Annotated in this window: 11 protein-coding genes; 9 read left to right on the forward strand and 2 right to left on the reverse strand. The window is 68.7% G+C overall.

All coding sequences use genetic code 11. The annotated features are described in order from the left end of the window. Window positions 1–63 precede the first annotated feature (63 nt). Window positions 64–591 carry an Lrp/AsnC family transcriptional regulator gene (locus ACAM57_RS09100; RefSeq protein ID WP_369661428.1) on the reverse strand — a complete coding sequence of 176 codons (528 nt, stop codon included), beginning with the start codon at window positions 589–591 and terminating at the stop codon, window positions 64–66. Window positions 592–692: 101 nt separating this feature from the next. After that, window positions 693–1,481 (reverse strand): DeoR/GlpR family DNA-binding transcription regulator, encoded by a 789-nt coding sequence (locus ACAM57_RS09105; protein ID WP_184641641.1) that lies wholly within the window; start codon window positions 1,479–1,481, stop codon window positions 693–695. Window positions 1,482–1,711: 230 nt separating this feature from the next. On the opposite strand from ACAM57_RS09105, the gene deoC reads away from it, so the two are divergent. The 9 genes from deoC (at window position 1,712) to ACAM57_RS09150 (ending at window position 12,365) form a co-directional block, all read left to right on the forward strand. Continuing rightward, window positions 1,712–2,770, forward strand: a complete 1,059-nt coding sequence (deoC, locus tag ACAM57_RS09110; RefSeq protein ID WP_126025222.1) for a deoxyribose-phosphate aldolase — start codon at window positions 1,712–1,714, stop codon at window positions 2,768–2,770. Window positions 2,771–2,775: 5 nt separating this feature from the next. Further along, entirely contained in the window at window positions 2,776–5,187 is a 2,412-nt protein-coding gene (locus tag ACAM57_RS09115) for an aldehyde dehydrogenase family protein (protein ID WP_369661429.1), read from the forward strand. A gap of 121 nt (window positions 5,188–5,308) precedes the next feature. Continuing rightward, window positions 5,309–5,761, forward strand: coding sequence for an RbsD/FucU family protein (locus tag ACAM57_RS09120; protein WP_184641644.1), 453 nt, complete (start codon window positions 5,309–5,311; stop codon window positions 5,759–5,761). A gap of 5 nt (window positions 5,762–5,766) precedes the next feature. Further along, window positions 5,767–6,717, forward strand: a complete 951-nt coding sequence (locus ACAM57_RS09125; RefSeq protein ID WP_369661430.1) for a ribokinase — start codon at window positions 5,767–5,769, stop codon at window positions 6,715–6,717. A gap of 26 nt (window positions 6,718–6,743) precedes the next feature. Then, window positions 6,744–7,796 carry an ABC transporter permease gene (locus ACAM57_RS09130; protein ID WP_369661431.1) on the forward strand — a complete coding sequence of 351 codons (1,053 nt, stop codon included), beginning with the start codon at window positions 6,744–6,746 and terminating at the stop codon, window positions 7,794–7,796. 13 nt (window positions 7,797–7,809) lie between these two features. Beyond that, the gene (locus tag ACAM57_RS09135; protein ID WP_126025227.1) at window positions 7,810–8,814 is read left to right on the forward strand and encodes a substrate-binding domain-containing protein; all 1,005 of its coding nucleotides are present in this window, start codon (window positions 7,810–7,812) and stop codon (window positions 8,812–8,814) included. Window positions 8,815–8,827: 13 nt separating this feature from the next. Next, entirely contained in the window at window positions 8,828–10,411 is a 1,584-nt protein-coding gene (locus ACAM57_RS09140; protein ID WP_369661432.1) for a sugar ABC transporter ATP-binding protein, read from the forward strand. Further along, a complete protein-coding gene (locus ACAM57_RS09145; protein WP_369661433.1) occupies window positions 10,408–11,460 on the forward strand; it encodes an ABC transporter permease in 1,053 nt (350 codons plus the stop codon). The genes ACAM57_RS09140 and ACAM57_RS09145 overlap by 4 nt, the downstream gene beginning before the upstream one ends. A 53-nt stretch (window positions 11,461–11,513) precedes the next feature. Then, entirely contained in the window at window positions 11,514–12,365 is an 852-nt protein-coding gene (locus ACAM57_RS09150) for a helix-turn-helix domain-containing protein (RefSeq protein ID WP_369661434.1), read from the forward strand. Window positions 12,366–12,490: the final 125 nt, after the last annotated feature.

Consider the following 12,490-nt stretch of genomic DNA (forward strand, 5'->3'; position numbering starts at 1 on the left):
GGAGTGTTCAGTGCTTGCTACAGGCACGCCCCGTTTTCGAAGAAGCCTCTGGGAGAGCTCAGTTCATCCGGCGCCGCGCCTCGAGCCGGTCGCGCGCGGCGTGCCCGGCAGCAGGTGGTCCAACGGCAGCGCTGTTTCAGACTTGATCTCGCGCAGCACGATGCTCGAGCGCACGTGCGTCACGCCCGGCAGGCTGAACAGCACCTCGTGCAGGAAGCGCTCGTAGTGCTTCATGTCGGGCACGGTCACGTTGAGGATGTAGTCGGCCGGCCCGGTGGCCGACACGCAGCGGATGATCTGCGGGCTCGCGGCCACCGCTTCCTCGAAGCGCTGCACCATCGTCTCGCTGTGGCGGTCGAGGTTCACTTCGGCGACGGCCGATACGTGCAGGCCCACGAGCTCGGGGTCGACCAGCGTGGTGTAGCCGCGGATGACGCCGGCGGCTTCCATGTCCTTGATGCGCTTCCAGCAGGGCGTGGGCGAGAGGCCGACGGCATCGGATATCTGCTGCACGGTCTGGCGGCCGTCGTGCTGCAGCGCGGAGAGGATCTTGAGGCAGTGCTCGTCGAGGGAAACGGTGCCGGCATTCATCGCGCAGTCGCGTGTAGTGATGGGGTTCAGAAGGGGATCGAGTGCCGATCCCCTCCGTCGTCGCGATTCTCCCCGATCGATGCGTCAGGGCAATGCAGTGCCTATGCGTCGGCGGCGCGCGCGAACTCCAGCGGCAGGTCCTTGAACTGCTTCCTCAGCGAAGCCTCGGGCGAGCCGCCGACCACGATGCGTGCGAAGGCGTCGAGCGGGCTGAAGAAGGCCGGCCGCAGCGTGCCGAGCTTGCTTTCGTCGACGATCAGGAAGCTCTGCGATGCGCTGCGGATTGCCGCCTGCTTCACCGGCACCTCGTGGAAGTTGGAGCAGCTCGCGCCGCGCTCCAGGTCGATGCCGCCCGCCGAGATGAAGGCCTTGTTCACGCCCAGCCTGGCGAGGTACTGCAGGCCCTCGTCCGAGAAGAAGGTGGCCGAGGAGGGGTGGTAGAGCCCGCCCAGCAGCATCAGCTGCGTGTTCGGGCGGCGGCTCAGCACCTGCGCGATGTTCGTGGAATAACACACGACGCTCAAAGGCATTTCGGGCGGCAGCGCCTCGGCGAAATGGACCATGGTGGTGCCGCAGTCGATGAAGAGGCTGTCGTGCGGCTGCACGAGCCCGGCGGCGCGTTCGCAGGCCAGGCGCTTGTTGGCCGCATGCTGGTCGCTGGCCTCGTCGAGCGAGTAGCGCTCGGCGCCCGGCAGCGTGGTCGCGAGCACATAGCCGCCGAGGGCGGAGAGGGGAGATTCCGCCGATGCCAGGTCGCGGCGGATGGTCATTTCCGTCACATCGAGTTGCTGCGCCGCCTGCTTGATCGGCAGCGGGCCGCCGGCCTCGACGAGTTCCTGCATCCTGGCCAGGCGCACGGCCCGGGCCTCGGCTCCGGCGGTTCTTCTCATGTTCGTTTCCTCAGGTCCACGCTCTGGAGTATCGGGCATCGCATGTCGTTTCAATGTTGTTTGAAAAACATATTGCGCATTTAAATGTTGTTGTAATAACATTTATCCCAACACGAACACCAAGGCCTGCCGCGATGCAATGCGATGCGATGAGGCCCGGAGACAAAAGACATGTACCCAGCCGTCCCGCCGCACTCGCGGCCCTTGCGCGCCACGGCGCTCGCCCATCCATGACTTCCACTTCCCTCGTTCGCCCCAGCGGCGCGGTGCGCTCGCGCCCGGCTTCGCCTGCGGCCGCGCCCCAGGCGCCCGCCGGGACGCCGGCGCAGACCCACCCCGCTGCCGCGCGCAACACCGCCCAGCCCTTCGACCTCGGCTGGATCGACGGCATCCGCTTCAACCTCTCTGCCGCCGAGCGCCGCGTGGCCACGCTGCCCGGCCGCCGCTCGGTCAAGAAGGACGCACAGGCCGGCTGGCTGCTCAAGGCCATCACCTGCATCGACCTCACCACGCTCAGCGGCGACGACACGGCAGAGCGCGTGAAGCGGCTCTGCGCCAAGGCCGTGACGCCGGTTCGCCCCGACCTGCTGGCCGCGCTCGGGTTTGCCGACCGCAAGCTGCACACGGGTGCTGTGTGCGTCTATCACCGCTTCGTCTCCACGGCGGTCGAGGCGCTGGCAGGCAGCGGCATTCCGGTGGCGGCGGTGTCCACGGGCTTTCCGGCGGGGCTGATCCCGCACGAGCTCAAGCTCAAGGAGATCGAGGCCTCGGTGCGCGACGGCGCTTCGGAGATCGACATCGTCATCACCCGCGAGCACGTGCTCGCCGGCCAGTGGAAGAAGCTCTACGACGAGATGCTCGACTTCCGCCGCGCGGCGGGCGATGCGCACGTGAAGGCGATCCTCGCCACCGGCGAGCTCAAGACGCTGCGCAACGTCGCGAAGGCCTCGATGGTCTGCATGATGGCCGGCGCCGATTTCATCAAGACCTCCACCGGCAAGGAAGGCGTGAACGCCACGCCGCTGGTCACGCTCGCGATGCTGCGGATGATCCGCCAGTACGAGGCCCGCACCGGCCTGCGCGTGGGCTACAAGCCCGCGGGCGGCGTCTCCACCGCGAAGACGGCGCTCGACTACCAGGTGCTCATGAAGGAGGAGCTGGGCCGCGACTGGCTCGAGCCCGACCTGTTCCGCATCGGCGCCTCCACGCTGCTGGCCGACATCGAGCGCCAGCTGGAGCACCACGTCACCGGCCGCTACTCGGCCTACAACCGCCACCCGATCGGATGAGCCCGATGAGCAGCAACAACAACGTCGCACGCTATTTCGACACCATGGACTACGGCCCCGCGCCCGAGAGCGACACCGACGCGCGCGAATGGCTAGCGCGCCATGCCGAAGGCTTCGGCCACTTCATCGACGGACGCTTCACGCTCGCTGCCGAGGGCGCGCATTTCGACACGGCCGAGCCGGCCACCGGCCAGCGCCTGGCGCGCATCGCGCAAGGTTCGGCGAAGGACGTGGACGCCGCGGTGGCGGCCGCGCGCGCCGCGCAGCCGGGCTGGTTCGCGCTCGGCGGCCATGGCCGTGCGCGGCATCTGTATGCGCTCGCCCGCATGGTGCAACGTCATGCGCGCCTGCTCGCGGTGGTCGAGGCACTCGACAACGGCAAGCCGATCCGCGAGACGCGCGACCTCGACGTGCCGCTGGCCGCGCGCCACTTCTATCACCATGCCGGCTGGGCGCAACTGCAGGAGCGCGAGTTCGCCGACCAGGTGCCGCTGGGCGTGGTCGGCCAGATCATTCCGTGGAACTTCCCGCTGCTGATGCTCGCGTGGAAGATCGCGCCCGCGCTCGCGCTGGGCAACACCGTGGTGCTGAAGCCCGCCGAGTTCACGCCGCTGAGCGCCTTGCTCTTCGCCGAACTCGCCGCGCAGGCGGGCTTGCCGCGCGGCGTGCTCAACGTGGTGACGGGCGACGGCGCCACCGGCGCCGCGCTGGTCGCGCACGAGGGCGTGGACAAGATCGCGTTCACCGGCTCGACGGAAGTGGGGCGGCTGATTCGCACCGCGACGGCGGGCACGGGCAAGTCGCTCACGCTGGAGCTGGGCGGCAAGTCGCCCTTCATCGTGTTCGACGACGCGGACATCGACGCCGCTGTCGAAGGCGTGGTCGACGCGATCTGGTTCAACCAGGGCCAGGTGTGCTGCGCCGGTTCGCGGCTGCTGCTGCAGGAAGGCATCGCCGACGACTTCATCGCGCGGCTCAAGCGCCGCATGCAGACCCTGCGCGTGGGCTCGCCGCTGGACAAGGCGATCGACATGGGCAGCCTGATCGACTCCACGCAGCTCGAGCGCGTGCGCTCGCTGGTGGCCGCCGGCGTGCGCGAGGGCGCGAGCTGCTACCAGGCGCCGGGCGCGCTGCCGCCGGGCGGCAGCTTCTTTCCGCCGACCCTGCTGACGGGCGTGCAGCCGGCATCCACCGTCGCGACCGAGGAAATCTTCGGCCCCGTGCTGGTGACGATGACCTTCCGCACGCCAGACGAAGCCATCGCGCTTGCCAACAACACGCGCTACGGCCTCGCGGCCAGCGTGTGGAGCGAGACCATCGGCCTCGCGCTGGGCATCGCGCCGCAGCTGCAGGCAGGCGTGGTGTGGGTCAACGCGACCAACCTGTTCGACGCTGGCGTGGGCTTCGGGGGCTACCGCGAATCGGGCTACGGCCGCGAGGGCGGGCGAGAGGGCTGCTACGAATATCTGAAGCCGCGTGCATGGGCGCAGCGCAAGCCGCGTTCTGCTGCAGCGAGTGTCGTTGCGAACGAGGCTGCGGATGCGAAGAACGAATCTGCGCTCGCCTTGCCCGCCATCGACCGCACCGCCAAGCTCTTCATCGGCGGCAAGCAGGTGCGGCCCGATGGCGAAATCTCCAGCGGCATCTTCGCCGCCAACGGGCAGCGTGCCGGCGAGGTGGGCACGGGCAACCGCAAGGACATCCGCAATGCCGTCGCCGCCGCGCGCTCGGCCTCGGGCTGGTCGAGCGCGACGCCGCATCGCCGCGCACAGGCGCTTTACTACCTCGCTGAGAACCTCTCGGCGCGCGCAGGCGAGTTCGCTGTGCGCATCGCGAGCCTCACCGGCGTTGCGGCGAAGGCCGCGCAGGCCGAGGTCGATGCATCGGTGAGCCGCCTCTTCGCCTACGGGGCCTGGGCCGACAAGTACGAGGGCACGGTGCATGTGCCGCCATTGCGCGGCGTAGCGCTGGCCACGGTCGAGGCGATCGGCGTGGTGGGCGTGGTCTGCCCCGACGAGGCGCCGCTGCTGTCCCTCGTGAGCCTGCTGGCGCCGAACCTCGCCATGGGCAACCGCACGGTCATCGTGCCGGGCGAGAGGCACGCGCTGGTCGCCACCGACTTCTACCAGGTGCTCGAAACCTCCGACCTGCCGGGCGGCGTCGTCAACATCGTGACCGGCCCGGCCGCGGGCCTCGTGCGCACGCTGGCAGAGCACGACGACGTCGACGCGCTCTGGGTCTTCGGCGCGAAGGAGCTGTCGCGCGATGCCGAGCGGCTTTCGGTCGGCAACCTCAAGCGCACGCTGGTCGACCATGGCCTGGCCACCGACTGGCACGACCCGGCATCGGGCGAAGGCGCGGTGTTCCTGCGGCACGCCACGCAGGTCAAGAACATCTGGATTCCCTATGGCGAATGAACGGGCAGCCGTTGTGCCTGTTATCGAAACCAAGGGAAATCCCCGAGAAGCAAACGTTTGCGCAAACGTTTTCTTTATCTAAGATCGCAGCCGCGAAAGCCATACCAATTCAGGAGACCGAATGCTGAAGTCCATCCATCCGCTGCTCAACGCAGACGTGCTCTACGCCTTGCGCGCGATGGGCCACGGCGACGAGCTGGTGCTGTGCGACGCCAACTTCCCGGCCGACTCGGTCGCCCGCCAGACCTCGCTGGGCCGGCTGCTGCGCATCGACGGCGTGGGCACCACCGAGGCGGCGCGCGCCATTCTTTCGGTGCTGCCGCTGGACAACGCGGTAGAAGATCCGGCGAGGCGCATGGAGATCATGGGGGCGCCCGATGAGATCCCGCCCGTGCAGCAGGAGATGCAGCGCGAGATCGACGCGGCCGAAGGGCGCCCGCGTCCGATGGGCTCCATCGAGCGCTTCGCCTTCTATGAAGCCGCGCGCCGCGCCTACTGCGTGATCGCCACCGGCGAGCGCCGCTTCTACGGCTGCTTCGTGTTCAAGAAGGGCGTGATCGCCCCCGAGGCCTGATCGCGATGGGCACGGCTTCTTCGCACCAGCAGCGCGGCGTCGCCGTGCTCGGCATCTTCGTGGCCGACCTCGCCTTCCGTGCGGCCGACCTTCCGGGCGTGGGCCAGACCATCGCCGGCTCCGGCTTCGCCATGGGGCCCGGCGGCAAGGGCTCGAACCAGTCGGTGGCGGCGGCGCGCGCCGGCGCGCAGGTGACCTTCATCTCCAAGCTCGGGCGGGACGCCTTCGGCGCCAATGCGCTCGCACTCTGGGCCGAGGAGGGCATCACGCCGCGCGTGCCGCAGGTGACGACGCAGCCGACCGGCGCGGCCTTCATCTACGTGCACGAGGTCACGGGCGACAACGCCATCATCGTGGTGCCCGGCGCCGCGGCGCTCATCGACTCGGCGGACGTGGATGCGGCCGCCGACGCCATTCGCGGCGCGCGGGTGTTCGTCACGCAGCTGGAGCAGCCCGCCGGTGCCGCGCAGCGCGGCCTGGAGCTTGCGCGCGCTGCCGGCACGGTGACGGTGTTCAACCCCGCGCCCGCGCTGCCGTTCGACGATGCGGTGTACCCGCTGTGCGACTTCATCACGCCGAACGAGCACGAAGCCGCTGCGCTGAGCGGCATCGCCGTCGAGACCGTCGAGGATGCGCGCCGCGCGGGCGACTTCTTCCTCTCCAAGGGCGTGGGCTGCGCGCTCATCACGCTCGGCGACAAGGGCGCGCTGCTGCATAGCGCGAGCGAGTCGGTGCACCTGCCCGTGTTCCATGCCGGCGCGGTGAAGGAAACGGCCGGCGCTGGCGATGCCTTCAACGGCGGCTTCGCTGCCGCACTGGCCGAGGGCGCGTCTCCGCTGGAAGCCGCTCGCTTCGGCTCGGCCGTGGCAGCCATCTCGGTCACGCGCGCCGGCACCGCGCCTTCGATGCCCACGCGTGCCGAGGTCGATGCGCTGCTGGGCCGGGCCGCAGCCTGAGAACGCGAGCCGCAAAGGAGCCTTCCGTGAAATTCAGGTTTTCAGACCGCGAGCTCAACTTCCTGGTCGGCATCAACGTCGCGATCCTCGTGGTCGCCACGGTGCTGTCGAAGGGCGACTTCCTCGACGTCTACAACTTCCAGTCGATGGGCGGCCAGCTGCCCGAACTCGGCCTGCTGGCCATGGGTGTGGCGCTGTCGATGATCTCCGGCAACGGCGGCATCGACCTCTCGGGGGTGGCGCTGGCCAATCTCTCGGGCGTGGTGGCCGCCACGCTGGCGCCGATGCTGGTGGAGGCCGACGCCTCGCCCTGGCTCTACACCGGCGCCTTCACTGTCATCGCTCTGGCGGTGGGGCTGGCGGGCGGACTGCTCAACGGCGTGCTGATTGCGCGCGCCGGCCTCACGCCCATTCTCTGCACGCTGGGCACGCAACTGCTCTACACCGGCCTGGCCGTGGTGCTCACGGGCGGTTCCAGCCTGCGCGTGGGCAATGCGGAGCCGCTTTCGGCCATCGGCAACGAGAACGTGCTGGGCGTGCCGATTCCGTTCGCGATCTTCGTCGCGATGCTGCTGGCCGTGGGCTGGCTGCTCAAGCAGAGCCCGTTCGGCATCCGGCTCTTCCTGCTGGGCACCAACGCCAAGGCGGCGCGCTACGCGGGCATTCCGCAGGGCCGCATGCTGATCGCCACCTACGCGCTGTGCGGCGTGCTGGCGGCGGTGGCGGGCGTGATCATCGCGGGCCGCACGGCCAGCGTGAAGTCGGACTACGGCAACTCCTACCTGCTGATCGCCATCCTCATCACCGTGATGGCGGGCGTGCGGCCGCAGGGCGGCTACGGGCGCATGGTGTGCCTGTTCTTCTCGGCCGTGGCGCTGCAGCTGCTGTCGAGCACCTTCAACCTGCTGGGCATCTCCAACTTCTTCCGCGACTGCGCCTGGGGCCTGCTGCTGCTGTTCTTTCTGGCATCGGCGCGCTTCAGCCTGGCCGACCTGCGCAGCTTCATCTCCGTTTCGCGCACCAGCGCACCGCCGCATCAGCCCCCTCCTGGCGCGACGCAGAGAACCACCGAGGGCTAGGAGACAAACGAACATGCTGAAGAAAACCAAGATCGCCTGCACCGTGCTCGCACTGGGCACCGTCGCCTTCGCCTCGGCGCTGCATGCGCAGGGCAAGCCGCAGGACATCGTCACCGTGGTGAAGATCACCGGCATCAGCTGGTTCAACCGCATGGAAGTGGGCGTGAAGGAGTTCGGCAGCAGCACGCCGGGCGTGGCCACGCGCCAGATCGGCCCGGCCCAGTCCGACGCCGCGCAGCAGCAGCGCCTGGTGGAAGACCTGGTGGCCAAGAAGGTCGACGCGATCGCGGTGGTGTCGATGGACCCGCCCACGCTGGAGCCGGTGCTCAAGCGCGCGATGGAACGCGGCATCAAGGTCGTCACGCACGAGGCAGACAACCAGAAGAACACCATGGTCGACATCGAGGCCTTCGACAACACCGCCTACGGCGCGCGCATCAACGAGCGCCTTGCCGCCTGCATGGGCCAGCAGGGCAAGTGGACCTCGCTGGTCGGCTCGCTGGGCAGCCAGTCGCAAGTGCAGTGGGCCGACGGCGGCGCGGCCAACGCGAAGAAGTACCCCAAGATGCAGCTGGTCGACGCCAAGAACGAGTCGCTCAACGACGCCGAGAAGGCCTACGGCAAGGCCAAGGAAATGCTGCGCAAGCACCCGGACCTGAAGGGCTTCCAGGGCTCGTCGTCGCTCGACGTGCTGGGCATCGGCCGCGCGGTGGAAGAAGCCGGCCTGGCGGGCAAGATCTGCGTCTTCGGCACCGGCCTGCCGAGCGAGGCGGCCAAGTTCCTCGAGTCGGGCGCGGTCGGCGGCATCGCCTTCTGGGACCCGAAGGACGCCGGCATCGTCATGAACAAGGCGGCCAAGATGCTGCTGGACGGCAAGACCATCACCGACGGCACCGACATGGGCGTGCCCGGCTACAACAAGGTCTCGGTGAAGAAGGGCCCGGGCGTGGGCATCATCGTCACGGGCCAGGCCTGGGTCGAGGTCGACAAGCAGAACTACAAGAAGTATTCGTTCTGACCGCCTTGCAGCCATGACCCTGACCGCGCCTTCCACGCAAGCAAGCCCGGCCGGCACACCGGCCGGGCGCCGGGTGTTCCTCGAAGTGCAGGACGTGCACAAGCGCTTCGCGGGCGTGCACGCGCTGCGCGGCATCGACCTGCGCATCGAGGCCGGCGAGATCTACCACCTGCTCGGCGAGAACGGCTGCGGCAAGAGCACGCTGATCAAGATCATCTCGGGCGCGCAGCCGCCGAGCCAGGGGCGCATCGTGATCGACGGGCGGCCGTACGACTCGCTGTCGCCGCTGCAGGCGCTCAGCCTCGGCATCGAGACGGTCTACCAGGACCTGTCGCTGCTGCCGAACATGAGCGTGGCCGAGAACGTCGCGCTCAGCGAGCAGCTGGTTGCAACCGGCGGCCGGCTGGCGCGGCACTTCGACCGCAAGGCGCTCGCGGCCACGGCCGCGCGCGCGCTGGAGGCGGTGAAGCTGCCGACCGACGCGGCCTTCCTCGCGCGGCGCGTGGACGAGATGCCCATCGCCACCCGCCAGCTCGTGGCCATCGCGCGCGCGGTGGCCACGCGCGCGCGCATGGTCATCATGGATGAGCCCACCACCTCGCTCACGCAGAAGGAGGTGGACAACCTCGTTCGCGTGGTGGAGGCGCTGCGCGAGCAGGGCGTGGCCGTGCTCTTCGTGAGCCACAAGCTCGACGAGTGCATGGCCATGGGCGGCCAGGCCATCGTGTTCCGCGACGGAACGAAGGTGGCGCAGGGCCCGATCCGCGACTTCACCAAGGCCGAGATCGCGCACTGGATGACCGGCAAGCACCTCGACGGCGAGCGCTACCGCCACGGCACACACGGCGGCGACGAACTGCTGAAGGTCGAAGGCCTGGGCCGCGGCGCGCAGTTCAGCGACGTGAGCTTCACGCTGCGCAAGGGCGAGATCCTCGGCGTGACCGGCTTGCTCGACTCCGGCCGCAACGAGCTCGCGCTGGCGCTGGCCGGCGTGCAGGGCGCCGACCGCGGACGCGTGCTGCTCGACGCGAAGGAGATCGCGCTGAATACGCCCACCGACGGCATCCGCCAGGGCATCGGCTACGTGCCCGAAGACCGGCTCAGCGAGGGCCTGTTCCTCGACAAGCCGATCCGCGACAACATCGTCACGGCGGTGCTCAACCGCCTGCGCGGGCGCTTCGGCGCGCTCGATACAACCCAGTGCCAGGCGCTGGCGGAGCGCACCGTGGCCGACCTGCAGATCGCCACGCCCGACGTCGACAGGCCGGTGCAGTCGCTCTCGGGCGGCAACCAGCAGCGCGTGCTCATCGGGCGCTGGCTGGCCATCGGGCCGCGCGTGCTGATACTGCACGGCCCCACCGTTGGCGTGGACGTGGGCTCCAAGGACACCATCTACCGCATCGTGCAGCGGCTGGCAGAGCAGGGCCTGGGCGTGATCCTGGTGAGCGACGACCTGCAGGAGCTGCTGCAGAACTGCGACCGCATCCTGCTGATGCGCAAGGGCCGCATCGCCAACGACTTCGACGCGCAGGGGCTCGCCGAGAGCGACCTCTATCACGCGCTGGTTTCCGACACACCTTCCCCCGCATTCTCATGACGGCTTCCACCATGCAAGCGCAGTCCGCGCCGGCCGCGCCTGAATCGGCTCCGCACCCGCCGCAGGCGCGGGTCTCGCTGCGCGCCTGGCTCGCGCAGCGACCCTCGGTCTTCACGCTCGCACTGATCGTGCTGGCGAGCCTGGCCGTGGGCGCCATCAACCCGAGCTTCTTCCAGCTGCCGGTGCTGTTCGACATCGTGCGCGCCTGCACGGTGCTGGGCCTGTTCGCACTGGGCGTGCTGATCGTGCTGGCGGCCGGCGGCATCGACGTGTCGTTCGCGGCCATTGCCGCGCTCACGATGTACAGCATCACCAAGCTGGTGCTGAACTACTTTCCGGAAGCGCCCATCGCGCTGCTGCTGGTTGCCGGCGCGGCCAGCGGCGCGCTGCTGGGCGTGATCAACGGGCTGCTGGTGCACTGGCTCAAGGCGCCTTCGCTCATCGTGACCATCGGCACCCAGTACCTGTACCGGGGCATTCTGCTGACCTTCGTGGGCACCGTGTTCTTCATGAACGTGCCCGCGCCGATGGATGCCTTCGGCAAGCTGGCGCTGTGGCGCTTCGACACGCCGCAGGGCCTGCACGTGGTGCTGCCGGCCACGGTGCTGGTGCTGGTGTTCGCGGCGGTGCTGACCTGGTGGCTGCTGAACCGCACGCTGATCGGCCGCGCGGTGTACGCCATCGGCGGCAGCCTGGCCATTGCGGAGCGGCTGGGCTACAACCTGCGCACGGTGCACGTCTTCGTGTTCGCGTACGCGGGGTTCCTCTCGGGGCTGGCGGGCATCGTGCACGTGTCGAGCACGCGGCTGGCGAACCCCTTCGACCTGGTGGGCAACGAGCTGGACGTGATCGCGGCCGTGATCCTGGGCGGCGCGCGCATCACCGGCGGCAGCGGCACCGTGGGCGGCACGCTGCTGGGCGTGGTGCTGGTCACGCTGATCAACAACGTGCTGATCCTGGCCGGGGTGCCCAGCACCTGGCAGAAGGTGATCATCGGGGCGTTCATCCTGGTGGCCGGGGGCTTCTTCGCGATGCGCTCGCGCGACTGACCGCAGATGCGGCCGCCGCGCCATCGCCACGAGGCCTTGTGGATCGCAATCGAATGTCCGACGCCAATGCCACCGTTCTCTGCGAGGAGCCGAGCCCGTTCGCGGGACGAGGCTTCGACCCCGGCAGCTGCCTTCACGACCACGAACTGCACCTGATCGGAAGCGCCCCGGCGTGCCTGCGCGTCGGCAGCGGCGCTGGCGAAGAGACGCATACGCTCGCACCCGGCGCGGTCGTGCTGCTCGGGCCGCTGCTGCCACGGACACTGAGGCTGGCGTATCGAGCGGAGCCGGACGACGGGCTGGTGCTGCGCTTCAGCGACGAGCCGCTGCGGCGCGGTGCGGCGATATTTCCGGAGCTGTCGGACGTCGGGCCGCTTCTTTCGCGCGCGCGCCAGGGCGTGCATTTCGTCGGCCTGGGTGCGGAGACGCTGACCAAGCTGAGGCGCCTTTCGACGCTGCACGGGCTGGCACGGTTTTCGGCATTCACCGCCGTGCTGAATGAGCTCTCGCAGTGGACCGACTTCCGGCTGCTGGCCCGAATCCCCGTGCACGCGGATGCCGCCGGGCCGGGCCGCACGCTGCACGTGCAGAGAGCGCTGCATCACATCCGGAACAACTACGCACAGCCGCTGTCGCTTTCGGAAGTCAGCGCGCTCGTGGGCACCAGCAGAACTTCGCTCTCGCGCAGCTTCCGCCGCGCGACCGGCAAGACCTTCACCGACTTCATCATCGGCCTGCGCCTGGCGAAGGCCTGCGGCCTGCTGACCTCCACGCGCCAGCACGTGAGCAGCATCTGCTACGAGGTGGGCTTCAACAACCTCTCGAACTTCAACCGCCACTTCCGGCGGCTCGAAGGCATGACGCCGGGCGAGTTCCGGGCGCGGCACGCGGGCGCCGGAAGATGAGGTAGCGCCGGGAGACTGGTGTTTTCTCAGGATCTGAAGAAATAAAAAATAAAACCTTCTTTTTGTCTTGTTTTCAGGTGAATTATTCTTCAAACAAGGGTCTGCGCTAGTGCATTGAAGAAGCA

Origin of the sequence: Variovorax sp. V15 (assembly GCF_041154425.1) — a bacterium.
Taxonomy (GTDB): Bacteria; Pseudomonadota; Gammaproteobacteria; order Burkholderiales; family Burkholderiaceae_C; genus Variovorax; species Variovorax guangxiensis.